Genomic DNA, 24,762 nt, shown 5'->3' with positions numbered 1-24,762 from the left:
AGCCGTCCGGTGTTCCCTTGAACCATTCCACAGCAAAGTCCACCGAAGGAGCCATAGGGAGAAGCCGGGCAACTCTCCGGGCTTAGACCGCCCCGAGGGGGTGCTGTCCGTCCTGCCCGCCGGCCGCGAGGTCAGCGAGTACCTGGTCGGGCACCCCGGCGTCGACAAGGTCTACTTCACCGGTTTCGTCGCCGCCGGCGAACGCGTCATGGAGGTCGCCGCCCGCAACCTGACCCGCGTCACGCTCGAACTCGGCGGCAGGTCGGCGGCCGTGGTCCTCCCGACGCGGACGTCGAGGCGACCGTGGCCGGCGACCGCTGGACCCCGCCACCCAGGCAGGCCCGCTGGTGACGCGGCGTCAGTAGAGGCGCAGTATCGGCTACTTACGGACAGGGCACCCCTCGGCGGGCAGGCGTGAGGATGGGCGACCGCCGGCACGTCGAGGTCGACCGGTCGCTGCGCGTCGGCTCGGCCCAGTGCCTCCACCACGCCCCCGGCGGCTTCCGTCTCGACGTCGCCCGCCAGTCGCATCCGGCCGAGCCGGAGACCGACGCCGACGAGTCGCAGGAGTTCCGGCTCAGCGGCCCCGCGTCTCCTCCGGAGCCGTCAGGTCGATCAGCCGGCACACCGTCTCGATGTCGATCTTCACCTGGGCGATCGACGCGCGCCCCGACAGCCAGGTGATCAGGGCCGAGTGCCAGGTGTGCTCGATGACGCGGACGGCCGACAGCTGCTGCGGCGTCGGGTCCTCCAGACCCATCGCGTCCAGGATGATCATCGTGGTCTGGCGGGAGACCTGGTCGACCTCGGGAGAGACGCTGCGGTCCGCGAACGTCAGCGCCCGCACCATCGCGTCCGCCAGGTGCGGCTCGCGCTGCAGGGCGCGGAACGCCCGCATCAGGGTCTCCGCGACCCGCTCGGCCGCCGTCGCGCCCCGCGGCGGCTTCTTGCGCAGCGTGCCGTGCATGTGCTCCAGCTGGGCCTGCATCGTGGCGACCAGCAGATGCACCTTGGACGGGAAGTAGCGGTACAGCGTGCCGAGCGCCACCTGGGAGGACTCCGCGACCTCGCGCATCTGCACGGCGTCGAAGCCGCCCCGGCTCGCGAGCTGCGCGCTGGCGTGCAGGATGCGCCGGCGGCGGGCCTCCTGCCGCTCGGTGAGAGGCGGTGAGGGAGGGCTCGCGCTACTGACTTCCGCAGGCATGGATCCCGTCCGTGACAGTCGGTGAGGGTGGGTGACCGGACAGAGCATGCCAGGGGTCGGCCGTGGCGTGAATCACCTGATCCATCGCTCACAGCGGCGCTACCTGCCGGTAGATTCAGAGCCTCCTGAACGATCAAGTCTGAAACTTGTTCTAGATTAGCGTCCCGGCGTAACCTCGCGGGACAGAGCAGGGAGAGAGGGGCCCGGAGTGACCGCTGAGGCCAGGGAGGCCGGGTCTCCGACGGACCTTGCCGCCGACGGCGGGCGACCGCTCGACATCGCGCTCCTCACCTACAAGGGGAACCCGTTCTGCGGCGGCCAGGGCGTCTACGTCCGGCACCTCTCCCGCGAACTCGCCCGCCTCGGCCACCGCGTCGAGGTCATCGGCTCCCAGCCCTACCCCGTCCTCGACGAACACGACGACTACGCGGGCCGCCTCACCCTCACCGAGCTGCCCAGCCTCGACCTGTACCGCCAGCCCGACCCCTTCCGCACGCCGAAGCGCGACGAGTACCGCGACTGGGTCGACGCGCTGGAAGTGGCGACCATGTGGACCGGCGGCTTCCCCGAGCCCCTGACGTTCTCGCTGCGCGCCCGCCGCCTGCTGCGCGCCCGCCGCGGCGACTTCGACGTCGTGCACGACAACCAGACCCTCGGCTACGGTCTCCTCGGCGACGTCGGCGCCCCCCTCGTCACCACGATCCACCACCCCATCACCGTGGACCGCCGGCTGGAGCTGGACGCCGCCACGACCTGGCAGCGGCGGATGTCGGTCCGCCGCTGGTACGCCTTCACCCGCATGCAAAAGCGGGTCGCGCGCCGCCTGCCGTCCGTCCTCACCGTCTCCGGCACCTCCCGCAAGGAGATCGTCGACGACCTCGGCGTCCGGCAGGACCGTATTCACGTCGTCCACATCGGCGCCGACACCGACCTGTTCTCGCCGGATCCGTCGGTCCGCCGGGTGCCCGGCCGGATCGTGACGACGTCCAGCGCCGACGTCCCGCTGAAGGGCCTGGTGTTCCTCGTCGAGGCACTCGCCAAGGTCCGCACCGAGCACCCCGACGCCCATCTCGTCGTCGTCGGCAAGCGCCCCGAGGACGGCCCGGTCGCCCGTGCCGTCGAGCGCTACGGCCTCGAGGGCTCCGTCGACTTCGTCAAGGGCATCTCCGACGCCGAACTCGTCGACCTGGTCCGCTCGGCGGAGGTGGCCTGCGTGCCGTCGCTGTACGAGGGCTTCTCGCTGCCCGCCGCCGAGGCCATGGCCACCGGCACCCCCCTGGTCGCCACGACCGGCGGGGCGATCCCCGAGGTCGCCGGACGCGACGGCGAGACCTGCCTCGCGGTGCCGCCCGGCGACGCCGGCGCGCTGGCCGCCGCACTGACCCGGCTGCTGGGCGACGCCGGCCTGCGCGACCGGCTCGGAGCGGCCGGACGCGCGCGGGTGCTCCAGCACTTCACCTGGGCCAAGGCCGCCGAGGGCACGGTGGCCCGCTACCGCGAGGCGATCGCCGCCGGCCGGGGCCCCCGCGCCACGGCCGCCGGCACCGCCCCGGCCACCCCCGTCCGCTCCACGACCCCACCCGTCACCGCCCCGGCCTCCCCCCTCGTCGAGGGCGCCGACACCGAAAGCAGGGCCACGTGCTGACCGTCGACTTCTCCCGGTTCCCGCTCGCCCCGGGCGACCGCGTCCTGGACCTCGGCTGCGGCGCCGGACGGCACGCGTTCGAGTGCTACCGGCGCGGCGCCCAGGTCGTCGCGCTGGACCAGAACGGCGAGGAGATCCGCGAGGTCGCGAAGTGGTTCGCGGCGATGAAGGAGGCCGGTGAGGCCCCCGAGGGCGCCACCGCCACCGCCATGGAGGGCGACGCGCTCGCGCTGCCCTTCCCGGACGAGTCCTTCGACGTCGTGATCATCTCCGAGGTCATGGAGCACATCCCCGACGACAAGGGCGTCCTCGCCGAGATGGTCCGGGTCCTCAAGCCCGGCGGCCGTATCGCCATCACCGTCCCGCGCTACGGCCCCGAGAAGGTCTGCTGGACGCTGTCCGACGCCTACCACGAGGTCGAGGGCGGCCACATCCGCATCTACAAGGCGGACGAGCTGCTGGCGAAGATCCGCGAGGCGGGCCTCAGGCCGTACGGCACCCACCACGCGCACGCGCTGCACTCGCCGTACTGGTGGCTGAAGTGCGCGTTCGGCGTGGACAACGACAAGGCGCTGCCCGTGAAGGCGTACCACAAGCTCCTCGTCTGGGACATCATGAAGAAGCCGCTGGCCACCCGGGTCGCCGAGCGGGCGCTGAACCCGCTGATCGGCAAGAGCTTCGTGGCGTACGCGACCAAGCCGCACCTGCCCCGGGTGGACGCGAAGTGACCACTCCCCGGACAGAACACCTCGTCCTGCCCGGGGTCCTCACCGCCGAGCAGGCCGCCGCGACCGTGGCCGGCATCCTCGCGGTACAGCGGGAGGACGGGGCGATCCCGTGGTTCCGCGGACACCACCTCGACCCGTGGGACCACGTCGAGGCCGCCATGGCGCTGGACGCCGCCGGTGAACACACCGCCGCCGAGCGGGCGTACACCTGGCTGGCCACCCATCAGAACGACGACGGCTCCTGGTACGCCGCCTACCGCGACGGCGCCCACGACGACGTCACCGACACCGGGCGCGAGACCAACTTCGTCGCCTACATAGCGGTCGGCGTCTGGCACCACTACCTGTCCACGGGCGACGACACGTTCCTGGACCGCATGTGGCCCAGCGTCTACGCGGCGATCGAGTTCGTGCTGCGGCTCCAGCAGCCCGGCGGGCAGATCGGCTGGCGGCGCGACGACGACGGCACGCCCACCGAGGACGCCCTGCTCACCGGCTCCTCGTCGATCCACCACGCGCTGCGGTGCGCGCTGGCCATCGCCGAGCAGCGCGAGGAGCCCCAGCCGGACTGGGAGCTCGCGGCGGGCGCGCTGCGCCACGCCATCCGCCGCCACCCGGAGCGGTTCCTGGACAAGGACCGCTACTCGATGGACTGGTACTACCCGGTGCTCGGCGGGGCGCTCACCGGCGCCGACGCCGAGGCCCGGATGCGGGAGGGCTGGGGCCGGTTCGTCGTGCCCGGCCTCGGGGTGCGGTGCGTCGTGCCCAACCCGTGGGTCACCGGCGGCGAGTCCGCCGAACTCGCCCTCGCGCTCTGGGCGATGGGCGAATCCGACCGCGCGCTGGAGATCCTGCAGTCCATCCAGCATCTGCGGGACGCCGAGAGCGGCCTGTACTGGACCGGGTACGTCTTCGAGGACGACGCCATATGGCCGCGTGAACTCACCACGTGGACAGCCGGATCCGTCCTGCTGGCGGTCGCCGCGCTCGGCGGGCACGAGGCCACCTGCGCGGTGTTCGGCGGGGACCGCCTGCCGGCCGGACTGGACCCGGACTGCTGCGCCTGACCGCCGGGACCCGGTCCGGGGCCGGGTGCCGGCGCCGGTGTCAGTGCCGGTGCACCCGGCCGGCGATGGCGTGGCCGACGAACAGATAGACCACGGCGGCCAGGCCGTAGCCGGCGACCACGCGGGCCCACTCCTCGTCGAAGGTGAACAGATCGTGCGACCAGCCCGCCAGCCAGCGGGCGGCGTCATGCACGAACTGCACGAAGTCGTTGCCGGGGTTGGCCCCCAGCAGATACATGAGGATCCACAGGCCCAGGATGAGGGCCATGACATCGGCGACGATCGCGATGACCGTGCCGGCCTGGTTCGCGCTGCGATATCTAGGGGACATGCTCCTCGCTTGACCCCGGAACCCGGCTTGAAACCCGGCCTGCGCCCACGAGTTGTGCTCGTCCGGGCACCCGCGGGGAGCCCGGACGGTCCGTCAGCCAGAAGGTCGGGGAGACGGCAACGGCCCCCCGCCCGAAAGGGCGAGGGGCCGTCGTACGACGTGGGGACTCAGCCGCGCTGGATGCCGCTCGTGTCCTGGAGGACACCGCGACGGCCGTCCTGCGTCTGCGCGACCAGGGCCGCGCCGCGCTGCTCGACGGCCAGGTACCAGGTGCCCGGCGCCAGTTCGGCGATCGGGTTGGGCGAGCCGTCCTCCGGGAAGAGGGGACGCGCCACCGGCACGGCGAACCAGAACGGGGAGAAGTCACCGGCCGGCGCGGGCGCGGGCGCCTGCGGCTGACCGCCCCCGAACGGCGGCTGCTGCTGCCCCGGCGCACCCGGGTACCCGTAACCACCCTGCGGCTGCCCGCCGTAAGGCTGCGGCGCGGCCGGCCGCGGCGCCGGCACGAGCGCGGCCTGAAGCGCCGGCACGAGCGGCGTCGCCACGGCGGCACCGGCGAGGATGAGGGCGGCGAGGAAGCCGAGGATGAAGCCGGCCGCCGCGCTGGCGCGGTCCGGGACGTCCACGAGCGACCAGAACAGGGCCCAGGCCGTCAGGATGGCGAAGCCCGTGCCGACGGTGCCGAGGTCGAGACCGGCGACCTTGCGGGGCTGCGGCAGAAGGCGGTTCACGACGATCAGGGCGGCGCCGATGACCCCGCCCATGTACACGCCGAGGCCGAGGCCGAGGGAGTCCCACGCGTTCGTCTCCACATCGAACCCGGAGACGGAGTAGAGGTCGAGGAACGACGCGATGAACAGCAATACCGCTGCTCCGATCACCACGCCGTCGCCTCGAGTGAGGGAGCGGATATTCACTTCAGATCCTTCGTCAGTCGTCTCAACATCGGCATCGCTGGAGGCGTCGCTGTCACCATGTCGCCGTCTGGCCCCGGTGTGAAGCGTGGGGGTGGCCCCTCATCGTAAGGACGACCTTATCGTCCGTCCGACACGTCTGTCCGCCGGGATCCACCCGAAGACCACTACCCTCGCAGGAAACTCACGATTCCCTCAGAGATTCCCTGCGCCGCCTTCTGACGCCAGGCGCCGCTGGTGAGCAGTGCCGCGTCCTTGCTATCGCGCATGTTGCCGCACTCGATGAAGACCTTGGGAACCGTTGACAGATTGAGACCGCCCAGGTCCTGACGCGTGACGAGACCGGTGCCGTCGCCGACGTAGGTGGAGGGCGCGGTTCCGGTCACGCGGACGAAGGCGCCCGCGACCCGCTCGCCGAGAGCGCGCGACGGGGCCACGATCGGGCCGGTGTTCGCGTCGCCCTTGGCCACCTTGCCGGGCAGGATGACGTGGAAGCCGCGCTGTCCGGCGCCCGCGCCGTCGGCATGGATCGAGACGACGGCGTCGGCCTTCGCCTTGTTGCCGATCTCGGCCCGCTCGTCCACGCACGGGCCCCACGGCCGGTCGCCGTCCTGGGTGAACTTCACGGTGGCGCCCTGCTTCTCCAGCAGCGCGCGCATCCGGCGGGCGACGTCGAGCGTGAACTCGGCCTCCGGATAACCGGCGTTGGTCGAAGTCCCCGTGGTGTCGCACTCCTTGCGGTTCGTGCCGATGTCCACCTGGCGGTTGATCTCGGCCGTGTGCCGGAAGTTGCCGGGGTTGTGGCCCGGGTCCACCACGACCACCTTGCCCGCGAGCGCGCCCGTGTCCGAGGCGGACGGGGCCGGGCTCGGCTTCTCGTCGTCGGTGGGGGGTGCCGCCGGCCGGGTGCTCGCCTGCGACGGCTGTCCCGCCGCCTCGCCGGAACCGCCCCCGTCGTCGCCCACCGCCGCGTACACCAGCCAGCCGAGCAGCGCCCCCGGCACGAGGGCGGAGGCGGCCACGGTCAGGGCGCGGCGACGGCCGCGGCGGGGCTGCGGAGGATCGAAGTCCGGACCTGGGTACGACACGCCAGACACCTTACGGGCCGGTCCCGGACCGTGCCCTCGCGGCACATCAGAGGCCGTCACCCGTCCGCCGCAGGACCCGCAGCGAGTCGGTCGCCGACACCTCCGTGAAGGCGCCGGACGCGAGGGCCCGCAGGTAGACGCGGTAGGGCGCCTGGCCGGTGAACTCGTCGGCCGGGTCCGGGAACACGTCGTGGATGACGAGCAGACCGCCCTCGGCGACATGCGGGGCCCAGCCCTCGTAGTCGGCGTTCGCGTGCTCGTCGGTGTGACCGCCGTCGATGAAGACCAGCCCGAGAGGCGTTCCCCACACCTTCGCGACCTGCGGGGAGCGGCCCACCAGCGCGACCACGTGCTCCTCCAGGCCCGCCCGGTGCAGGGTGCGGCGGAACGTCGGCAGGGTGTCCATCAGGCCCAGTTCGGGGTCGACGGTCTCCGGGTCGTGGTACTCCCAGCCCGGCTGCTGCTCCTCGCTGCCGCGGTGGTGGTCGACCGTGAGGGCCGTCACCCCGGCCGCGCGGGCCGCGTCGGCGAGCAGGATCGTGGAGCGCCCGCAGTACGTGCCGACCTCCAGCAGGGGGAGCCCCAGCCGTCCGGCCTCGACGGCCGCCGCGTACAGGGCCAGGCCCTCACCCGTGGGCATGAAGCCCTTCGCGGCCTCGAAGGCGGCCAGGATGTCGGGCTTGGGGGCGGGGGCCATGGGGGTCCTCTCCGTCGTACGACCGTATGGGCGCCCATCGTGCACCACACCCCCCGTCACCTGGGCGACGGGGGGTGCGGGCGGGCCAGGGGAGGCGGGTCTCAGGCGGTGACCGCCTCGCCGGGCAGCGCGAGGTCGACGTCCACCGTGCCGTCCTCGCCGGGGTGCGTGGCCGCCGAGGCGAGCGGCGCGTGCCCGTCGGCGCGGGCGGCCAGCACGTAGGCGCCCCGCGCCGGGACCGCCAGGGCGTAGCTGCCGTCGTCGGCGGACAGGGTGGCACCGGCCTGCCGGCCGCGCCGGTCGATCAGGGTGACCTTGGCGCGGGCCACCGGGGTGCCGGCGGCGTCCAGGACGCGCCCGCGGAAGCCGTGCAGGGCCTCCTCGGCGCGCGCCAGGTTGGCGTCCTCCTCGCTGCTGGCACGCAGCTGCGGGTGGGCGGAGGGGCGCTGCCTGGGCAGGAGCAGGGCGAACGCGAGGCCGAGGACGACGGCTCCGGTCGCGATCAGGAAGGACAGCCGGAAGCCGTGCATGGTGGGGATCGCGACCCCGCCGACGTCGTTCGCCGTGTTGGCCAGCACCATGCCGATGACGGCGCTGGACACGGAGGTGCCGATGGACCGCATCAGGGTGTTCAGGCCGTTCGCCGCGCCCGTCTCCGAGGCCGGCACCGCGCCGACGATCAGCGCGGGCAGCGAGGAGTACGCGAGGCCGATGCCCGCGCCGAGCACCACCGCGATCACCAGGCTCTGCCAGGCCGCGCTCATCAGGCCGAGACCGGCGCCGTAGCCGATCGCGATGATCAGCATGCCGAGGATGAGGGTGGTCTTGGGGCCGTACCGCGCCGAGAGGCGGGCGTAGACGGGGGCGGTGACCATCATGGTCAGGCCGAGCGGGGCGACGAGCAGGCCCGCGACGACCATGGACTGGCCGAGGCCGTAGCCGGTCGACGTCGGCAGCTGGAGCAGCTGGGGCAGGACCAGCGAGACGACGTAGAAGCTGACGCCGACCATGATCGACGCGAGGTTGGTGAACAGGACGGCCGGGCGGGCGGTGGTGCGCAGGTCGACCAGCGGCGCCTTGACGCGCAGCTCGTACACGCCCCACAGGAGCAGGACGGCCGCGGCGGCACCGAACAGCCCGAGCGTCGTGCCGGACGTCCAGCCCCAGTCGCTGCCCTTGGTGATGGGCAGCAGGAACAGCACGAGACCGGCGGAGAGGCCGAGCGCCCCCGGGAGGTCGAAGGCGCTCTCCGCGCGGACCTCGGACTCGGGGACGACCAGCAGGGTCAGGCCGATGGCCAGGACGCCGAGGGCGGCGGCGCCGTAGAAGAGGGCGTGCCAGTTCGCGTGCTGGGCGACGAGGGCCGCGGCCGGCAGGGCCAGACCGCCGCCGACGCCGATCGAGGAGCTCATCAGCGCCATCGCGGAGCCCAGCCGCTCGCGGGGCAGCATGTCCCGCATCAGGCCGATGCCGAGCGGGATGGCGCCCATCGCGAAGCCCTGGAGGGTACGGCCGACGATCATGGGCAGCAGGGCGCTGGTGACGGCGCTCAGCAGGGCGCCGGCCACCATCACGGAGAGGCTGGCTATCAGCATCCGCCGCTTGCCGAAGAGGTCTCCGAGGCGGCCCATGATCGGGGTGGCGACGGCACCGGAGAGCAGGGTCGAGGTCAGCACCCAGGTGGCGTTGCTGGGCGTGGTGTCCAGCAGCTGCGGCAGGTCCTTGATGACCGGGACGAGCAGGGTCTGCATCACCGCGACCACGATGCCCGCGAAGGCCAGGACGGGGACCACGGCCCCGGAGGTCGCTCTGCCGGCGGGTCGTTCGATGGTCGTTCGTGTCATGTGTACGTCGAACTCCGTCTCCCCGGGCAACTATTCCGATGCTTTGGCACACTAACGAAATCTTGACCTTCTCTTGGGGAAGGGCCGCCGGCCCTCGATGGGGCGCCTGCGAAAATTCGTGCCGGCCGGGAGGCAACGGTTCCAGGGGCTCATGGACTCCTTTGGACATCAAGGAGGTGCCCATGGGGGAACGCAAGGCGGTCCGGGACGCGGAGTTCCAGAGCTTCGTCACCAGCCGCTGGCCACGCCTGCTGCGGACGGCTTTCCTCCTCACCGGCGAACAGCACGCCGCTGAGGACCTGACGCAGACGACGCTGGAGCAGGTCTACGTGGCCTGGCGCCGGGTGGGGACGGCCGACGACCCCGAGGCCTACGTACGGCGCGTGATGATCAACGCGCACGCGCGAAGACACCGGCGGCGGCTCAGGGAGTTCCTGGCGCCGAAGGACGACGCGGGCCTCGCCCGCGAGGTCCCGGACACCGGCGACCGCATCGCCCAGGCCGACGACCGCGACGCGCTGCTCGCGGCGCTGGCCCAGCTGCCGCCCCGGCAGCGGGAGGCCGTGGTGCTGCGCTACTGGGAGGACCTGACCGAGACACAGACGGCCGAGGCGATGGGCTGTTCCGTCGGCGCCGTGAAGAGCAACGCGGCCAAGGGCATCGCGAAACTCCGCGCCCTGCCGGGACTGGCGGAGATGGTCACGCAGGGAGGGCGGAGCCGATGAGCGCGAAGCGGCAGACGAACCACTACATGTCGATCGACGGCCTGACCGTCCACGACCCGGGGGACGCCGCCGAGCGCACCCCCTCCGACATCGCACCACTGCTCGCCGACGCCGCGGACCGCGTCGAGGTCGGTACGGCCCCGTACGCGGCGGTGCTGCGTGGCGGGCGCCGCCGCAAGGCCCGGCGGTGGGCCGCGGCGACGGCGACCGCCCTGGCCCTGGTCGCCTCGGCCGGCACCCTCGCGGTGACGGGGCTGCCCGCCGGGGACGGCTCCGGGGACACGTCGGTCGCCACGAACCCCGCGCCCCCGCCCGCACCGCCCGCCCCGGACGTGCGCACACCCTCGCGGACGCTGCTCCTGAGCGGCACCGACCACGGGGAGCCCTGGCGGGTCCTCGTGGACCTCTGGGAGGCCCCGCGCACCGAGCGCCAGGCCGCCACCCAGCTCGCCGCGATGCGCTCCTTCAACCAGCAGCCGGCGAACGTGGCCGGCGCCGCCGACCTCATCGGCCGCAGCACCTACTTCGTGCTGCGCGAGTACGGAGAGGCGGCCACGGCCCATGTGGTCAGCGAGGGCGCCTTCACGGAAGAGCCCGCCTCGTCCGGCGAGGACGTCGAGGCGGCGGCGATGCCGCTGGTGCCCGGCGCGAAGGACGCCGAGGGCGCGGAACGGCTGGTCGTCGGCCGGGTCGCCCTGGACGCCCGGAAGGTCACCTGCACCTGGAAGGACGGGACGACGACCGAGGTGCCGTCCTTCTTCGAGGCGGCCGGCGGGGCCACCCCCACGAAGTCGGTCGACCTGGGCGGCGACAACCCGCTGATCCGGGTGGTGGACGGCTCACCGGAGGCGTGGTTCGCGTGTGTGGCGCCCGAGGGCACGGCGTTCAAGTCCGTGGCGGTCACGAAGTAGAGGGCGGTCGGCTCGGGGCCGGGGTCAGAGCCAGCCCTGCTGCCGTGCCTCCCGCAGGGCCTCCGTCCGGTTGCGGGTGCCGGTCTTGCCGATGGCGGAGGACAGGTAGTTGCGGACCGTCGACTCCGACAAGTGCAGCCGGGCGGAGACGTCGGCGACCGTCGCGCCGTCCGAGGAGGCGTTCAGTACGTCGCGCTCCCGTGCGGTGAGCGGGTTGGGGCCGGCGCTGAGGGCGGCCGCGGCCAGCGCCGGATCGATCACCGTCTCACCGGTGAGCACCCGGCGGACGGCCCCGGCCAGCTCCTCCACGGGTCCGTCCTTGACGAGGAAGCCGGCGGCACCGGCCTCCATGGCCCGCCGCAGATAGCCGGGCCGGCCGAACGTCGTCAGGATCAGCACCCGGCAGTCGGGCACCTGGTCGCGCAGCTCGGCGGCGGCGTCGAGGCCGCTCATGCCCGGCAGCTCGATGTCGAGGAGGGCCACGTCGGGCCGGTGTGTGAGGGCGGCGTCCACGATCGCGTCCCCGGCCGACACCTGCGCCACGACCTCGATGTCCGGCTCCATCCCGAGCAGTAAGGCGAGTGCCCCGCGCATCATGCCCTGATCCTCGGCGAGCAGCACCCGGATGTGTCTCCCGGGCCGGCGATCCGTCGGCATCTCGTTCACGGCCCAAGCGTAGGGGGGTGGCGGGACGAAGGCACCGGCCGCGACCGAGCTTGCACGGGCCAGGGGTGCCTGCCCGGCCCGGCTCCAGGCAACGGCAATGCCGCACGCGCCCGCCGCCTCGGGTCGTCCGCCGCGTCCGCCGCAAGTCCCGCTGTCCCTACGAACCCGCCCGCGCCCTACGCCAACCGGTGCCCGGCATGGCCAGGCGCCCCCGCCTGCGGTTGCCTCCGGCGTCCAGCACACCGTCACCCCCGGCGCCGGCTCACCCCGCCCGCGACCCGGTAGCGGCCGGCACCGCGTCCACATCCGTGCCGTGCGCCGCCCGGACCGCCTGCCCCGGCCCTTCCGCCCCGTCCGCCGACAGGGCCCCCTGCCCCGCCCCCTGCACCCCATCCGCCGACCGGACGACGTGCCCCGGCCCTTCCGCCCCGTCCGCCGCCCGGACCACATGACCCGCCCCCGCTCCCTCCACCCCGTCCGCCGGAAGTTCCGCCGTCACCGTGAAGCCGCCTCGGTCCGGGCCGGCCGTCAGGGTGCCGCCGGCGGTGGACAGGCGCTCGGCGAGGCCCCGCAGACCCGTGCCTCCGGCGGTCCGGGGACGGTCGGTGCCAGTGCCAGTGCCAGTGCCAGTGCCAGTGCCAGTGCCAGTGTCCGTGCCGGCACCCGTGTCCGTGCCGGCACCCGTGCCCGTGCCGGCACCCGTGCCCGTGCCGGCACCCGTGCTCGTGCCGGCACCCGTGCCCGTGCCCCTGCGGCTGTCCGTGCCGTGGCCGTCGTCCGTGACCGTCAACCGGGCGCGCTCGTCGTCGCCGGTGACCGTGATCTCGCAGCGCGCCGCCCCGCTGTGGCGGACGACGTTCGTGGCCGCCTCCCGGACCACCCAGCCCAGCAGGGCCTCCGTCTGCGGGGCGAGCGGGGGTCCCGAGCGGCGGACGACCGGTTCCACGCCGGCCGCCCGCAGGGCCGAGGCCGCGCCGTCGATCTCGCGGCTCAGGCTGCCCTGCCGGTAGCCGGTCACCGCCTCGCGGATCTCCGTGAGCGCCTGCCGGCCGACCGACTCGATGTCGGCGAGCTGCGCCTGGGCCGCGTCCACGTCCCGGGTGGTCAGCCGCCGGGCCGCCTCCGCCTTCACCACGACCACCGACAGCGTGTGCCCGAGGAGGTCGTGCAGATCGCGGGAGAAACGCAGCCGCTCCTGCTCGACCGCCCGGTGCGCCAGCTCCTCGCGGGCCGCCCGCAGCTGCCGTACGGCGTCCGAGAGGGACAGGATCGCCGCCGTCACCATCGTCGAGATCCACGTGGCGTAGGCGATGCCGAGTCCGCCCCAGCCGTCGCGGGAGACGGCCACCGCACCCGCCAGCACGCCCAGGGCCGCCCCGGTCAGGCGCAGGTGCGGAAAGCGCACGGCCGCGCCCGTGGCCAGCCCGAGCAGCGGGAAGAACAGCAGCCAGGTGCCGCCGTAGGCCAGCGCCAGGGCGCAGGTCACCCCGGTCATCAGCACGAGCGCCACCCTGGTCGACGGTGCCTCCCGGGTCTCCTTCACGAAGGAGCGGAACGCTACGTACACGTAGAGCGAGTTGAACGCGAGCAGCCCCAGCCCGCCGATCAAGGGGTTCGCGGTCTCGCCTTGGAAGAGGTTGGACAGGGAGCCCAGGCCCAGGAGCAGCCAGGGCAGCAGGCTGTACCCGCTCGGCGCCGGCGTCTCGTCCCGGGCGCCCGCGCACGACGCCCCATGCCGCTTGAACAACCAGGCCATGTCCGTGTCCCCTGTCGCCGACGTCCGATGCCGATGTCCGATGTCCTCGACGGTACGGACTCGCGCGGCCGTCCGGCAGGGGCGGGTGTCCGGCGTCCGGCAGGACAAATGTCCCGGCCGAGTCAAGGCTGACGCGGCGTCAGGAGACTTCACAAGTGCCGGGGGCTCGGCTATACAGAGGGCGCCGCACTGGAACGCGTTCTAGAACGAGCGGGTTCCGCGGCCCCGTGACGACCTCGGTGCGGCCGACGGTGCGGACGGCCGTACCGAGGTCTCGACCGCCGCTGTCAGGAGCCGTATGCCCATCGACGCAGCCAAGGCCCTCGCCGCCGGACCCCGGACCGGCGAGATCTCCTGGAACTCCAAGGACGTCCAGCTCTACCACCTCGGCATCGGCGCCGGCGTCCCCGCCACCGACCCCGGCGAACTGCGCTACACCCTGGAGTCCCGGCTGCACGTCCTGCCCAGCTTCGCCACCGTCGCCGGCTCCGGGGCGCCCGGCGTCATCGGCGGACTGTCCATGCCCGGCATCGACGTGGACCTCGCCCGCGTCCTGCACGGCGGCCAGCACCTCACCGTCCACCGCCCCCTCCCCACCGAGGGCACCGCCACCGCCGTCCACCGGATCGCCGGCCTCTACGACAAGGGGAAGGCGGCCGTGCTCGTACTGCGCACCGACGTCGAGGACGCCGACGGGCCGCTGTGGACCGACGACGCCGAGATCTTCATCCGCGGGGAGGGCGGCTTCGGCGGCGAGCGCGGCCCCTCGAACCGCCCCGCACCCCCCACCGGGGAGCCGGACCGCGTCCTGGAACGGCCGCTCCGCGAGGACCAGGCGCTCCTCTACCGCCTCTCCGGCGACTGGAACCCGCTGCACGCCGACCCCGACTTCGCGCAGCGCGCCGGGTTCGACCGGCCCATCCTGCACGGGCTGTGCACGTACGGCATCACGCTCAAGGCCGTCGTCGACACCCTGCTCGACGGCGACGTGACCCGCGTGCGCTCCTACCGCACCCGTTTCGCCGGGGTCGCCTACCCGGGCGAGACCCTGCGCGTCCGCGCCTGGTCCGTCGAGGGCTCCGTGCGGGTCGCCGTGACCGCGGCCGACCGCGACGACGCACCCGTCCTCACCGACACCGTCGTGGACCACACCTGACAGGTCCGGACAGGAATCAGGAGGAGATCCGGACACGGATACGGCCCCGATCCTCCGGGGAGGACCGGGGCCGCGCGCTGTGCCCGGTGCGGCCTCAGGCCGCCGTCCCGGTCTCCTCGACCGGCTTGCGGTGACGGCCGCGGGGGGCCGTCTGACGGTCGCTCGCCGAGACGTCACTGGCCGAGACCGGACCCCGGTGCCGGCCGTGCCCGGCGGCCTCCTGGACCTCGGACGACGGCTGGGTCGTGGTGGCGTTGCTCATCGGTAAGGTTCACCCCGTAAACATGATCTTTCCAACAGCCGGGTGAGTCTAACCAACCCTCCGAGGGCCGGATCCACGCGTCGCGCCGACCGGCACTAGTTCGTTACAAGACCGCCCAAGGGTGCTTGCTGCAAGGGCACGGGACGCGTCACGACGGGACCCGGAGGCTCCGTTTCCCCGGTCGCCGAGGGCTCGCGTTCCGGCCTCGTCCCCGCCTCGGCCGGGACGGCCGGCGCCTCCACCCGGGCCACTCCGCAGGGGACGTCCTCGGTGGCGTACGGCAGCCGCAGCTCGCCCTCCGGGGACCACACCCCGGTGCCCGTCAACCAGCCGACAGGGGCCGCGAAGTGACGGACCGTCCGCTCGGCGGGCCGCCACACGCCGACCCAGCTGCCGACCGGCCCGTCGACACGCAGCGCCACCCCGCAGCTCTCCGGCGTCAGCACCTGGCCCGGCTGGATGGCGAACGGCGTGACCTCGTGGTCCGGCATCCGCAGCGACTCGGGGAAGCGCACCGGCAGGGTGCTGCCGAGGACGCCCCAGCCGAGCCGCGGCCGCCCCGGCGAGGGGGCGTCCGAGCCGATGAGCAGCAGCCCGCTGTCCGGGTCGGCGAGCAGGACCCGGTCGTCGCTGTCCGCCGTGATCTGCAGCAGCGGCGACACCTCGCCGTCCCGCTCCAGATCCACCACGATGGCCTTCGTCCGCCCCCCGGACTCCCGGTCGAGGGCCAGCATCCGCCCCTCCCGGTCCAGCCACACCCCGCCCGAGCAGCGCCCCGGGATCTGCGCCAGCCGCTCGGGCCCGAAGGCGCCGCCCGCCACCAGCCACACCGTGCTGGTGCGCCGCCCCACCGCCAGCGCGTACGCCCGCTCACCGCCCGGCGCCGGGGGCAGCATCCGCAGCCGGGTCCCGTCGTCCGGGCACTCGACCGCGCCCAGCAGCAGCTCGCCGGTGCCGGGGCCGGTCGGGTAGAGCAGGGAGAAGACATGGCGTCCGTCGGTCGGGCGGCGGACGAGGACCCGCCCGTCGCCCATCGGCTGCACCTCCGTGCCCGGCTCCTCCGGCTGATGGCTGGGCAGGGGGACGGCGTAGGGCTCGGGGCCGTCCAGGGTCCAGCGCTCCGGGAACCAGCAGTCGCCGTCCAGCGCGAGGCGGGCGGCGTAGGAGCCGTCCGCGGTGATGACGCACTGCGTCCGAGGCGCGTCGCCGTTGTCGGACTCCGCCGCGGACTCGATCGCACAGGCCGTCATGGTCCGGTCACCTCCGGTCACGACGCTAGTTTTCGCCCGCACAGCCGAGGTGCGGGCCAGGTTCCGCTTCACACAAAGGGGTGGCACAGGAACGATTCGCCTGAGGAAACGGGGACCCGTGTGCTGGACGGCGCCGCACGCGGCGGGGGAGGACCCGGGAGACCGGCGGGAAAGGCGGACGCGGACGCCGTACCGCCCGCCCCGGAGCCGGTACGGCCCCCGACAACGGCCAGGTAGCCTGTCCTTCGTGCCCCGTCTGTCTGAAGTCATCGCCGCGCTGGAGACCCTGTGGCCCGCCGAGCGGGCCGAGTCCTGGGACGCGGTCGGCACCGTCGTGGGCGACCCCGGCCAGGAGGTCTCCCGGGTCCTGTTCGCCGTCGACCCCGTCCAGGAGATCGTGGACGAGGCGGTCGAGCTCGGCGCCGACCTGCTGGTCACCCACCACCCGCTCTACCTGCGCGGAACGACGACCGTCGCGGCCTCCCACTTCAAAGGTCGCGTCGTGCACACCCTGATCAAGAACGACATCGCGCTGCACGTCGCGCACACCAACGCCGACACCGCCGACCCCGGCGTCAGCGACGCCCTCGCCGGCGCCCTCGACCTGCGTGTCACCGGCCCCCTCGTGCCCGACCCGACCGACCCGGAGGGCCGCCGGGGCCTCGGCCGCGTGTGCGAGCTGGACCAGCCGCTCACCGTGCGCGCCCTCGCCGCCCGCGCCGCCGAGCGGCTGCCCGCCACCGCGCAGGGCATCCGCGTCGCCGGCGACCCCGACGCCGTCGTCCGCACGATCGCCGTCAGCGGCGGCTCCGGCGACAGCCTCTTCGACCAGGTGCGGGCCGCCGGGGTCGACGCCTTCCTCACGGCCGACCTGCGCCACCACCCGGTGTCCGAGGCGGTCGCCCACAGTCCTCTCGCGCTGCTCGACGCGGCGCACTGGGCCACCGAGTGGCCCTGGTGCGAGCTGGCCGCAGCCCAGCTCGACGAGATCTCCGACCGCCACGGATGGGACCTGCGGGTCCACGTCTCCGCGACGGTCACCGACCCCTGGACCGCCCACGCGGCGTCCACCACCACCGATTCCACGGGAGCCCCCAACTGAACGCCGCGCCCGCCGACCAGATCCGCCTCCTGGACGTCCAGGACCTCGACGTCCGCCTCCAGCAGCTCGCGCACAAGCGGAAGTCGCTGCCCGAGCACGCCGAGATCGAGTCCCTCACCAAGGACCACACCCAGCTGCGCGACCTGCTCGTCGCCGCGCAGACCGAGGAGAGCGACTGCGCCCGCGAGCAGACCAAGGCCGAGCAGGACGTGGACCAGGTGCGCCAGCGCGCCGCCCGCGACCAGCAGCGCCTGGACTCCGGTGCCGTCACGTCCCCGAAGGACCTGGAGAACCTCCAGCGCGAGATCGTCTCCCTCGCCAAGCGCCAGGGCGACCTCGAGGACGTCGTCCTGGAGGTCATGGAGCGCCGCGAGTCCGCCCAGGAGCGGGTCGCCGAGCTGACCGAGCGCGTCGGCTCCGTGCAGGGCAAGGTCGACGACGCCGTCGCCCGCCGGGACGCCGCGTTCGAGGAGATCGACGCCGAGGTGGCCACGGTCACGAAGGAGCGCGAGGTCGTCGCCGCCGCCGTCCCGGCCGACCTGCTGAAGCTGTACGAGAAGCTGCGCGAGCAGCAGGGCGGCGTCGGCGCGGCCAAGCTGTACCAGCGCACCTGCCAGGGCTGCCGCCAGGAGCTCGCCATCACCGAGCTCAACGAGATCCGCTCGGCCGCCCCCGACACCGTGGTGCGCTGCGAGAACTGCCGCCGCATCCTGGTCCGCACGGCCGAGTCCGGCCTCTAGGAGCCGGTGCCGTGCGGGAGTTCATCGTCGAGGCCGACGGCGGGTCACGGGGCAACCCGGGGCCCGCGGGCTACGGCGCGGTCGTGATCGACGCTGCCACGGGCCAGACCCTCGCCGAGCGCGCCGAGTACCTCGGCATCGCCACCAACAACGTCGCCGAGTACCGGGGCCTGGTGGCCGGGCTGCGCGCCGCGCACGAACTGGACCCGGCGGCCACGGTCCACGTCCGCATGGACTCCAAGCTCGTCATCGAGCAGATGTCGGGCCGCTGGAAGATCAAGCACCCCGACATGAAGCCGCTGGCGTCCGAGGCGGCGCGGATCTTCCCGCCCGGCCGGGTGACGTACGAGTGGATCCCGCGCGAGCGGAACAAGCACGCGGACCGGCTCGCCAACGAGGCGATGGACGCGGGCAAGCGCGGGGAGCGGTGGAGCGCGCAGGACTCGACGGCGGAGCTGGAGGCGGCCGACGCGAGCGCTGCCACCGGGACGGCCTCCGGGGGTGCCGGCACCGGTGCCGGGGACGCCGGTACGACCGCGGCCCCCTCGTCCGGCTGGGCGCCCGCCGACATGGGCGCACCCGCCACCTTCGTCCTGCTCCGGCACGGCGAGACGCCCCTCACCCCGCAGAAGCGGTTCTCCGGCAGCGGCGGCACCGACCCGGCCCTGTCCGCCGCCGGCCGGGAGCAGGCCGAGCGTGTGGGCGCCGCCCTCGCCCGGCGCGGCACCGTCCAGGCGGTCGTGGCCTCGCCGCTCGCCCGCACCCGCGAGACCGCCGCGATCGTCGCGGGCCGGCTCGGTCTGGAGGTCGCCGTCGAGGAGGGCCTGCGCGAGACCGACTTCGGCGCCTGGGAGGGCCTCACCTTCGGCGAGGTCCGCGAGCGGTACCCCGACGACCTGACCGCCTGGCTGGCCGACCCGCAGGCCCGCCCCACCGGCGGCGGCGAGAGCTTCGCGGCCACCGCGGACCGGGTCGCCACCGCCCGCGACAAGCTGATCGCGGCGTACGCGGGCCGCACGGTCCTGCTCGTCACCCACGTCACGCCCATCAAGACGCTCGTACGGCTGGCCCTGGGCGCACCGCCGGAGTCCCTGTTCCGCATGGAGCTGTCGGCGGCCTCGCTGTCCGCGATCGCGTACTACGCGGACGGCAACGCGAGCGTGCGGCTCTTCAACGACACCTCACACCTGCGCGGGTGATTGGCCGAGACCGGCCGCCTCGCGAGCCAGCGTCTCGACCCGCCCCCAGTCCCGGGCCGCCACCGCGTCCGCCGGGAGCATCCAACTGCCGCCCACACAGGCCACGTTGGGCAGGGCGAGGTAGTCCGGCGCCGAACCGGGGCCGATACCGCCCGTCGGGCAGAACCGCACCTGGGGCAGCGGCCCGTACAGCGACCTGAGGTACGCGGTGCCGCCCGCCGCCTCGGCCGGGAAGAACTTCAGCTCCCGCACCCCGCGCTCCAGCAGCGCCACGACCTCCGACGCCGTCGACACCCCCGGCAGATACGGCACCCCGGACGCCCGCATGGCGTCGAGCAGGGCGTCCGTCCAGCCGGGGCTGACCAGGAACCGCGCCCCCGCCTCCACCGACCGCGTCACCTGCCCGGGCGTGAGCACGGTGCCGGCCCCGACCACGGCGTCCGGCACGGCGTCCGCGACCGCCCGGATCGCGTCGAGCGCGGCCGGGGTCCGCAGGGTCACCTCGATCGCGCGCAGCCCGCCCGCGACCAGCGCCCGGGCCAGCGGCACGGCGTCGGAGGGGTCGTCCACCACGACCACGGGGACGACGGGCGCGAGATCCAGGACCGATGTCATGGCGCACATCCTGCCGACGCGAAGCAGTCTGCGCAAAGCCCGTTGCGCAGACTGCAATGACCCCCGGAATGACGGCTAGTGGACCTCGTCCACGAGCACGTCCAGCGCCCACGGCTTCCCGGCCCCGGCGGGCGCCCCGGCCTCCACCTCGTACCCGAGGTCCCGCAGCGCCTCGACCAGCTCGGCCGGGTCCTTCGGCGCGGCCCCGTCCGTCAGCAGGCTCCGCACGATCCGGCCCTTCGTCGCCTTGTTGAAGTGGCTGACGACCTTCCGGGTCGGCGCGTGCAGCACCCGTACCGTCGCCGTCCGCCCGGCCACCTCACCCTTCGGCTTCCACGCCGCCGCGTACGCCGCCGACCGCAGATCCAGCACCAGCCCGCTCCCGGCGGCCTCCGGCAGCACCTCGGCCATCGGCGCCCGCCAGTGCCCCGCGAGCGCGCCGAGCCCGGGCAGCTTCACACCCATCGAGCAGCGGTAGGAGGGGATGCGGTCGGTGACCCGCACAACACCCCACAAGCCCGAGAACACCAGCAGCGACCGGGCCGCCCGCCGCTTCGCCGCCGCGTCCAGGGAGGCGAGGCCGAGCGCGTCGTAGAGCACCCCGGTGTAGATCTCCCCAGCCGGCCGGGCGCCCGCCGTCCGCAGTCCGGCGTTCTTCGCGACCTCGCCGCGCAGCCCCTCGCTGAGCCCGAGCACGTCCCGAGCCTTGTCCTCGTCACCCGCGCACAGCTCGACCAGCTCGGTCAGCACGGCCTCCCGTGCCCCGGCCAGCCCCGGCAGGGACAGCGACTCCGGCCTCAGCGGCGCACCCCGGCCGGACGCGGCCTTGCCTTCGGACGGCGGCAGCAGGACAAGCACAGACACTCCTTCGATCGAACCCCGCCCAGGGTACGGCGTGCCCACCGGGCCCCCTCGCCCTACGCTCGACTCATGCCCCGCCGCCACATCCGCGTGACCGGCGCCCCCGAGGCCCCTCTGCGCGCCGCCCTCACCGCGCTGCGCACCCGGCTCGACGTCCCCGCGAACTTCCCGCCCGAGGTCCTGGCCGAGGCGGAACGCGCCGCGAAGGCCCCCGTCCTCCCGGAACGCGACGCCACGGACATCCCCTTCCTCACCATCGACCCGCCCGGCTCCACGGACCTCGACCAGGCCCTGCACCTGTCCCGGCGGGGCACCGGCCACCGCGTCCGGTACGCCATCGCCGACGTCGCCGCCTTCGTCGTACCGTCGGGCGCGCTCGACCGCGAGGCACACCGGCGCGTGACGACCCTCTACTTCCCCGACACCCGCGTCCCGCTGCACCCCGAGGTGCTCAGCGAGGACGCCGCCAGCCTGCTGCCCGGCCGGGACCGCCCCGCCGTCCTCTGGACGATCGACCTCGACGCGGAGGGCCGTACGGTCGCCGTCGACGTCCACCGCGCCCTGGTCCGCAGCCGGGCGCGGCTCGACTACGCGGGCGTACAGCGGCAGATCGACGCGGGGACCGCCGAGGAACCCCTGGCCCTGCTCAAGGAGATCGGGGAACTGCGCGAGCGCCTGGAACTGGAGCGCGGCGGGATCTCCCTGAACGCCCCAGAGCAGGAGATCGTCGAGCACGACCACACGTACGAACTCGCCTACCGCGCACCCCACCCGGCCGACGGCTGGAACGCCCAGCTCTCCCTCCTCACCGGCATGGCCGCAGCCGAGCTGATGCTGGCCCACGGCACCGGCATCCTGCGCACGCTGCCCGCCGCCCCCGACGGCGCGGTCGGCCGGCTGCGCCGTACCGCCCGCGCCCTGGGCATCGACTGGCCGCACCACGTGTCGTACGCCCCGCTCGTCCGCTCCCTCGACCCGCACCGGCCGCATCACGCGGCCTTCCTCCAGGAGTGCACGACCCTGCTGCGGGGCGCCGGCTACACCCCGTTCCGCGACGGCGACCTGCCCGCCCTCACCACCCACGCCGCCGTGGCCGCCCCCTACGCCCACTGCACGGCACCGCTGCGCCGGCTGGTCGACCGCTACGCCTCGGAGATCTGCCTGGCGGCCACCGCGGGGGACCCCGTCCCCGACTGGGTCCTGGCGGCCCTCGACACCCTCCCCTCCCGTATGACCGAAGGCGCCCGGCGCGCGGGCACGGTGGAGCGGGAGTGCGTCGACCTCGTGGAGGCGGCGCTGCTGAAGGACCGGGTGGGGGAGGAGTTCGACGCCTGCGTGATCGACGTGGACGAGCGCCGCCCCACGTCGGGCGTGGTCCAGCTCCGCACCCCGGCGGTCATCGGCCGCGTCGACGCCCGCTCCCCGCTGCCCCTCGGCGACCCTCTGCGCGTCCGTCTCACGCGGTCGGACCCGGCGACGGCGAAGGTGCGCTTCGAGCCGGTGTGAGGCCGCCGAGGCCGACGAGTCCGTTCAGGTCGGCGACGAGCCCGGCGGCGTCGTCGGCATGGAACCGGACCACCCGGACGTCCCGCCCTCGCCGCCCGAGAAGCGGGGCATGCACGACGGGCTCGGCCAGCTCCACCGTCACGGTGGTCTGCGCCCCGACGGCCAGGTTCAGCTCACCCTCGGCCCCCGCATGGGTGGTCCGCAGCTCACGCCGCACCCGCGCGACGGCCGCGACCGGTATCCGCAGATCGACGTGTGCCGCCCGCCGGACCAGCAACTCGTCCGGTGTGAGCACATGGGGCCGTACGACGGAGGCGGCATGCATCCCGAGGACGAGCAGCAGCGTGTACACGTCGGCCGCGAACCACGCCCACCGCACGGCGGAATGATCGCGCAGCAGGACGCCCATCATGACCGACTCGATCACGACGACGAACCCGAAGCCGAGCATCGTCGCGCCCTGCCCCCGCGCGTACGGAAAGGCGACCCCGCCCGCGACCCCGTGCCGCCGCCGCGCCACCCACAGCCCGATACTGGCCAGCAATCGCAGCTCATGCCGGACCAGGGCGAGCACGACCCCGCCCCTCACCCCCGCTCCGAGATCATCACCAGCGCCCGACGGACGGCCTCCGCCTGGGCCGCCGGGAAATCGGCGTAGAAGGCCCGCAGAAAACTGTCACCGGAGTCGACCGCGAACCCCTCCGGCAGCACCTCACGGGGCAGACAGTCCACGAGGGCCCGCGCGGCCTCGTCCACCCGCGGATCGGTGGGATCGGCGTCGGCGAGACCGTCGAGCAGGGCGTACGCGGCGACGGCCCGCTCCTGCGCCCCGGGCACGGCGAACGCGTCGCCGAGCGCGGCCACGACCCGCTCACCGGCCCCGGGCGCCGCCGAGGTCTCGATGAGAGCGAGCAACTCACGGTCCTTGGCCGCCATCGGGGAGTCGGTCACCCGGGCCATGTCCCGGAACAGCGCCGCCAGTCCCGGCGACACCGGCCCCTCGGCGGGCAGCCCGCCCTCCATGTCCAGCAGTGCCCGCAACCGCGCCCGCCGCTCCCGGACGGCCGCCTCCTGCCGGGCGAGGTCGGCGTCGAGCTCGCCCAGCACCTCGACGAGATCCTTCCCCGCGTCCTCGGCCAGCACGTCCCGCACCTCGGCGAGCCCCAGCCCCAGCTCCGTCAGCCGCCGGATCCGCGCCAGCACGACGGCGTGCCGCAGGGTGTACTCCCGATACCCGTTGGCCCGCCGCTCCGGCTCGGGCAAAAGCCCCTGATGGTGGTAGTGCCGCACGGCCCGCGTGGTGACCCCGACCGCGGCGGCGAGTTCTCCGATCCGCATGGGACCAGTACAGACGTTGACGTCGCGGCAAGGTCAAGGGACGGCAGGCGGGGGCTGTGCCACGTTCGAGGGACGTACGCCCTCTCCCTGGGACAGATGACCGTCCGATGGCCCAGCCTGACCGATGACGGAGGAAGGGAGCGGACAGAGTGCTCCTGGAGGGCTTCCTGAGCCTGGACCCACTTCAGGGCTTCCGGGCCGAGCTGGTCGACGGGGAGATCGTCGTGGCGCCGCCGCCGGACGGAGATCACGAGAAGTACGTCAGCCGGATCGTGCGGCAGGTCATCAAGCACTCCGGGACCGAGATGGACTTCTCGGAGAACAAGGGGCTGCGACTGGTGAGCGGCGACTCGAGCCCTGCCGACCACGTGATCCCGGACGGCACCTTCGCTCCTCTGGAGGCCGACCTCTTCGCGGGAGCGGGGCCCTGGATGCCCTGCGACGGCGTCGCCATGGTGCTGGAGGTGACGGCCGCCAACCCCCGGAGAGACCGCGAGCCCAAACGCCGCTGCTACGCCCGCGGTCGTGTCCCCCTGTACCTCCTGCTCGACCGCGACGCCTCGCAGATCACCCTCTACAGCCTGCCGGAGAAGGATGACTACCGAGGGCGTTGCACCCGCCCCCTCGGTAAACCGCTCGCCCTCCCCGCCCCCTTCGCCTTCGAACTGGAGACGACCGACCTCCTCTGACCCGCCCGGCGACGACCGCCCCCTTCCGGCCGGTACCATGGTCGATACGGCAGACGAGCCGGGCGGACGGCCGCGTGGAGCCCTCAGGGGCTCCCCGAGGAACGTCCGGGCTCCACAGGGCAGGGTGGTGGCTAACGGCCACCCGGGGTGACCCGCGGGACAGTGCCACAGAAAGCAGACCGCCCGGCACTTCGGTGCCGGGTAAGGGTGAAACGGTGGTGTAAGAGACCACCAGTGCCTGGGGTGACTCAGGCAGCTAGGTAAACCCCACCCGGAGCAAGGTCAAGAGGAGCGCTGTGAAAGGCGCTCTGCGCGGACGTTCGAGGGCTGCCCGCCCGAGTCCGCGGGTAGACCGCACGAGGCCGGTGGCAACACCGGCCCTAGATGGATGGCCGTCGCCCCGGCTCCCGCGAGGGAACCGGGGAACAGAACCCGGCGTACAGCCCGACTCGTCTGCCGCTGACAGCT

25 protein-coding genes, 1 other RNA gene and 2 pseudogenes are annotated in these 24,762 nt (G+C 73.6%); 14 read left to right on the top strand and 14 right to left on the bottom strand.

Annotation, left to right across the window (positions count from 1 at the left end):
- Positions 1 to 91 precede the first annotated feature (91 nt).
- Together F8R89_RS10780 and F8R89_RS36655 are read left to right on the top strand one after the other, a co-directional pair.
- Positions 92 to 485 (top strand): annotated as a pseudogene (locus F8R89_RS10780) (aldehyde dehydrogenase family protein); the annotation flags it as partial.
- Positions 421 to 561 (top strand): annotated as a pseudogene (locus F8R89_RS36655) (ferredoxin); the annotation flags it as partial. The pseudogenes F8R89_RS10780 and F8R89_RS36655, both read left to right, overlap by 65 nt.
- A gap of 16 nt (positions 562 to 577) precedes the next feature.
- On the opposite strand, the gene F8R89_RS10770 reads toward F8R89_RS36655, so the two are convergent.
- On the bottom strand, positions 578 to 1,204 hold the full coding sequence (locus tag F8R89_RS10770) for a TetR family transcriptional regulator (protein WP_151783768.1): 627 nt from the start codon (positions 1,202 to 1,204) through the stop codon (positions 578 to 580).
- Positions 1,205 to 1,412: 208 nt separating this feature from the next.
- Here F8R89_RS10770 and F8R89_RS10765 point away from each other — a divergent pair, with 208 nt between their 5' ends.
- The 3 genes from F8R89_RS10765 to F8R89_RS10755 are packed head-to-tail and all read left to right on the top strand — an operon-like array spanning position 1,413 to position 4,644.
- A complete protein-coding gene (locus F8R89_RS10765) occupies positions 1,413 to 2,849 on the top strand; it encodes a glycosyltransferase family 4 protein (RefSeq protein WP_151783767.1) in 1,437 nt (478 codons plus the stop codon).
- Positions 2,843 to 3,577: a class I SAM-dependent methyltransferase gene (locus tag F8R89_RS10760; RefSeq protein WP_151783766.1), complete on the top strand. Its 735-nt coding sequence runs from the start codon at positions 2,843 to 2,845 to the stop codon at positions 3,575 to 3,577. Before F8R89_RS10765 ends, F8R89_RS10760 begins: the two co-directional genes overlap by 7 nt.
- Entirely contained in the window at positions 3,574 to 4,644 is a 1,071-nt protein-coding gene (locus F8R89_RS10755; RefSeq protein ID WP_151783765.1) for a prenyltransferase, read from the top strand. The genes F8R89_RS10760 and F8R89_RS10755 overlap by 4 nt, the downstream gene beginning before the upstream one ends.
- Before the next feature lie 40 nt (positions 4,645 to 4,684).
- Here the strand turns inward: F8R89_RS10755 and F8R89_RS10750 are convergent, their stop codons facing one another.
- The 5 genes from F8R89_RS10750 to F8R89_RS10730 form a co-directional block, all read right to left on the bottom strand.
- Entirely contained in the window at positions 4,685 to 4,975 is a 291-nt protein-coding gene (locus tag F8R89_RS10750; RefSeq protein ID WP_151783764.1) for a hypothetical protein, read from the bottom strand.
- Between the two features lie 167 nt (positions 4,976 to 5,142).
- Complete coding sequence (locus F8R89_RS10745) at positions 5,143 to 5,859, bottom strand: hypothetical protein (RefSeq protein WP_151783763.1); 717 nt, start codon at positions 5,857 to 5,859, stop codon at positions 5,143 to 5,145.
- A gap of 197 nt (positions 5,860 to 6,056) precedes the next feature.
- Entirely contained in the window at positions 6,057 to 6,977 is a 921-nt protein-coding gene (locus tag F8R89_RS10740; RefSeq protein WP_151783762.1) for an N-acetylmuramoyl-L-alanine amidase, read from the bottom strand.
- A gap of 46 nt (positions 6,978 to 7,023) precedes the next feature.
- On the bottom strand, positions 7,024 to 7,674 hold the full coding sequence (locus tag F8R89_RS10735; protein ID WP_151783761.1) for a class I SAM-dependent methyltransferase: 651 nt from the start codon (positions 7,672 to 7,674) through the stop codon (positions 7,024 to 7,026).
- A gap of 101 nt (positions 7,675 to 7,775) precedes the next feature.
- On the bottom strand, positions 7,776 to 9,518 hold the full coding sequence (locus F8R89_RS10730; RefSeq protein ID WP_151783760.1) for an MFS transporter: 1,743 nt from the start codon (positions 9,516 to 9,518) through the stop codon (positions 7,776 to 7,778).
- Between the two features lie 182 nt (positions 9,519 to 9,700).
- Here F8R89_RS10730 and F8R89_RS10725 point away from each other — a divergent pair, with 182 nt between their 5' ends.
- Both F8R89_RS10725 and F8R89_RS10720 read left to right on the top strand, forming a co-directional pair.
- A complete protein-coding gene (locus tag F8R89_RS10725; protein ID WP_151783759.1) occupies positions 9,701 to 10,243 on the top strand; it encodes a SigE family RNA polymerase sigma factor in 543 nt (180 codons plus the stop codon).
- Positions 10,240 to 11,154: a hypothetical protein gene (locus F8R89_RS10720; protein WP_225994362.1), complete on the top strand. Its 915-nt coding sequence runs from the start codon at positions 10,240 to 10,242 to the stop codon at positions 11,152 to 11,154. Before F8R89_RS10725 ends, F8R89_RS10720 begins: the two co-directional genes overlap by 4 nt.
- 24 nt (positions 11,155 to 11,178) lie before the next feature.
- On the opposite strand, the gene F8R89_RS10715 is transcribed toward F8R89_RS10720, so the two are convergent.
- Both F8R89_RS10715 and F8R89_RS10710 read right to left on the bottom strand, forming a co-directional pair.
- On the bottom strand, positions 11,179 to 11,811 hold the full coding sequence (locus F8R89_RS10715; protein ID WP_151788064.1) for a response regulator transcription factor: 633 nt from the start codon (positions 11,809 to 11,811) through the stop codon (positions 11,179 to 11,181).
- 271 nt (positions 11,812 to 12,082) lie between these two features.
- Positions 12,083 to 13,576 carry a sensor histidine kinase gene (locus F8R89_RS10710; RefSeq protein WP_151783758.1) on the bottom strand — a complete coding sequence of 498 codons (1,494 nt, stop codon included), beginning with the start codon at positions 13,574 to 13,576 and terminating at the stop codon, positions 12,083 to 12,085.
- A 298-nt stretch (positions 13,577 to 13,874) separates the two neighbouring features.
- On the opposite strand from F8R89_RS10710, the gene F8R89_RS10705 reads away from it, so the two are divergent.
- Positions 13,875 to 14,732 (top strand): MaoC/PaaZ C-terminal domain-containing protein, encoded by an 858-nt coding sequence (locus tag F8R89_RS10705; RefSeq protein ID WP_151783757.1) that lies wholly within the window; start codon positions 13,875 to 13,877, stop codon positions 14,730 to 14,732.
- 94 nt (positions 14,733 to 14,826) lie between these two features.
- Here F8R89_RS10705 and F8R89_RS36165 read toward each other — a convergent pair whose 3' ends face one another.
- Both F8R89_RS36165 and F8R89_RS10700 read right to left on the bottom strand, forming a co-directional pair.
- On the bottom strand, positions 14,827 to 14,994 hold the full coding sequence (locus F8R89_RS36165; RefSeq protein WP_192806087.1) for a hypothetical protein: 168 nt from the start codon (positions 14,992 to 14,994) through the stop codon (positions 14,827 to 14,829).
- A 95-nt stretch (positions 14,995 to 15,089) separates the two neighbouring features.
- Positions 15,090 to 16,244 carry a hypothetical protein gene (locus tag F8R89_RS10700; RefSeq protein ID WP_151783756.1) on the bottom strand — a complete coding sequence of 385 codons (1,155 nt, stop codon included), beginning with the start codon at positions 16,242 to 16,244 and terminating at the stop codon, positions 15,090 to 15,092.
- A gap of 247 nt (positions 16,245 to 16,491) precedes the next feature.
- On the opposite strand from F8R89_RS10700, the gene F8R89_RS10695 reads away from it, so the two are divergent.
- From F8R89_RS10695 to F8R89_RS10685, 3 genes are read left to right on the top strand one after another with little or no spacing between them, the layout of a single operon-like run.
- Positions 16,492 to 17,346: a Nif3-like dinuclear metal center hexameric protein gene (locus tag F8R89_RS10695; RefSeq protein ID WP_151783755.1), complete on the top strand. Its 855-nt coding sequence runs from the start codon at positions 16,492 to 16,494 to the stop codon at positions 17,344 to 17,346.
- Positions 17,343 to 18,086 (top strand): zinc ribbon domain-containing protein, encoded by a 744-nt coding sequence (locus F8R89_RS10690; RefSeq protein ID WP_151788063.1) that lies wholly within the window; start codon positions 17,343 to 17,345, stop codon positions 18,084 to 18,086. Before F8R89_RS10695 ends, F8R89_RS10690 begins: the two co-directional genes overlap by 4 nt.
- An 11-nt stretch (positions 18,087 to 18,097) precedes the next feature.
- On the top strand, positions 18,098 to 19,285 hold the full coding sequence (locus F8R89_RS10685) for a bifunctional RNase H/acid phosphatase (RefSeq protein WP_151783754.1): 1,188 nt from the start codon (positions 18,098 to 18,100) through the stop codon (positions 19,283 to 19,285).
- On the opposite strand, the gene eda is transcribed toward F8R89_RS10685, so the two are convergent.
- Positions 19,268 to 19,900, bottom strand: coding sequence for a bifunctional 4-hydroxy-2-oxoglutarate aldolase/2-dehydro-3-deoxy-phosphogluconate aldolase (eda, locus tag F8R89_RS10680; RefSeq protein WP_151783753.1), 633 nt, complete (start codon positions 19,898 to 19,900; stop codon positions 19,268 to 19,270). The two genes, F8R89_RS10685 and eda, sit on opposite strands and share 18 nt — an antisense overlap.
- A gap of 75 nt (positions 19,901 to 19,975) precedes the next feature.
- Complete coding sequence (gene yaaA, locus F8R89_RS10675) at positions 19,976 to 20,758, bottom strand: peroxide stress protein YaaA (protein WP_151788062.1); 783 nt, start codon at positions 20,756 to 20,758, stop codon at positions 19,976 to 19,978.
- 72 nt (positions 20,759 to 20,830) lie between these two features.
- On the opposite strand from yaaA, the gene F8R89_RS10670 reads away from it, so the two are divergent.
- Positions 20,831 to 22,267 (top strand): RNB domain-containing ribonuclease, encoded by a 1,437-nt coding sequence (locus F8R89_RS10670; RefSeq protein WP_151783752.1) that lies wholly within the window; start codon positions 20,831 to 20,833, stop codon positions 22,265 to 22,267.
- Here the strand turns inward: F8R89_RS10670 and F8R89_RS10665 are convergent.
- The gene (locus F8R89_RS10665; RefSeq protein ID WP_225994361.1) at positions 22,218 to 22,841 is read right to left on the bottom strand and encodes a hypothetical protein; all 624 of its coding nucleotides are present in this window, start codon (positions 22,839 to 22,841) and stop codon (positions 22,218 to 22,220) included. The two genes, F8R89_RS10670 and F8R89_RS10665, sit on opposite strands and share 50 nt — an antisense overlap.
- 11 nt (positions 22,842 to 22,852) lie before the next feature.
- Positions 22,853 to 23,605, bottom strand: a complete 753-nt coding sequence (locus F8R89_RS10660; RefSeq protein ID WP_151783750.1) for a MerR family transcriptional regulator — start codon at positions 23,603 to 23,605, stop codon at positions 22,853 to 22,855.
- 149 nt (positions 23,606 to 23,754) lie between these two features.
- Between F8R89_RS10660 and F8R89_RS10655 the strand changes: the two genes are divergently transcribed.
- On the top strand, positions 23,755 to 24,294 hold the full coding sequence (locus F8R89_RS10655) for a Uma2 family endonuclease (protein ID WP_151783749.1): 540 nt from the start codon (positions 23,755 to 23,757) through the stop codon (positions 24,292 to 24,294).
- A gap of 54 nt (positions 24,295 to 24,348) precedes the next feature.
- Positions 24,349 to 24,750, top strand: an RNA gene (gene rnpB, locus F8R89_RS10650) — RNase P RNA component class A.
- Positions 24,751 to 24,762: the final 12 nt, after the last annotated feature.

The organism is Streptomyces sp. SS1-1 (assembly GCF_008973465.1).
In the GTDB taxonomy this organism is placed as follows: domain Bacteria; phylum Actinomycetota; class Actinomycetes; order Streptomycetales; family Streptomycetaceae; genus Streptomyces.
This window is presented reverse-complemented; position numbering and strand designations above follow the sequence as displayed.

Bases quoted from the DNA above. Each gene is read 5' to 3' on its own strand.
- F8R89_RS10770 (WP_151783768.1), bottom strand. From the start codon at position 1,204: ATGCCTGCGGAAGTCAGTAGCGCGAGCCCTCCCTCACCGCCTCTCACC.
- F8R89_RS10750 (WP_151783764.1), bottom strand. From the start codon at position 4,975: ATGTCCCCTAGATATCGCAGCGCGAACCAGGCCGGCACGGTCATCGCG.
- F8R89_RS10735 (WP_151783761.1), bottom strand. From the start codon at position 7,674: ATGGCCCCCGCCCCCAAGCCCGACATCCTGGCCGCCTTCGAGGCCGCG.
- F8R89_RS10730 (WP_151783760.1), bottom strand. From the start codon at position 9,518: ATGACACGAACGACCATCGAACGACCCGCCGGCAGAGCGACCTCCGGG.
- F8R89_RS10725 (WP_151783759.1), top strand. From the start codon at position 9,701: ATGGGGGAACGCAAGGCGGTCCGGGACGCGGAGTTCCAGAGCTTCGTC.
- F8R89_RS10720 (WP_225994362.1), top strand. From the start codon at position 10,240: ATGAGCGCGAAGCGGCAGACGAACCACTACATGTCGATCGACGGCCTG.
- F8R89_RS10715 (WP_151788064.1), bottom strand. From the start codon at position 11,811: ATGCCGACGGATCGCCGGCCCGGGAGACACATCCGGGTGCTGCTCGCC.
- F8R89_RS10710 (WP_151783758.1), bottom strand. From the start codon at position 13,576: ATGGCCTGGTTGTTCAAGCGGCATGGGGCGTCGTGCGCGGGCGCCCGG.
- F8R89_RS10705 (WP_151783757.1), top strand. From the start codon at position 13,875: ATGCCCATCGACGCAGCCAAGGCCCTCGCCGCCGGACCCCGGACCGGC.
- F8R89_RS36165 (WP_192806087.1), bottom strand. From the start codon at position 14,994: ATGAGCAACGCCACCACGACCCAGCCGTCGTCCGAGGTCCAGGAGGCC.
- F8R89_RS10700 (WP_151783756.1), bottom strand. From the start codon at position 16,244: ATGACGGCCTGTGCGATCGAGTCCGCGGCGGAGTCCGACAACGGCGAC.
- eda (WP_151783753.1), bottom strand. From the start codon at position 19,900: ATGACATCGGTCCTGGATCTCGCGCCCGTCGTCCCCGTGGTCGTGGTG.
- F8R89_RS10670 (WP_151783752.1), top strand. From the start codon at position 20,831: ATGCCCCGCCGCCACATCCGCGTGACCGGCGCCCCCGAGGCCCCTCTG.
- F8R89_RS10660 (WP_151783750.1), bottom strand. From the start codon at position 23,605: ATGCGGATCGGAGAACTCGCCGCCGCGGTCGGGGTCACCACGCGGGCC.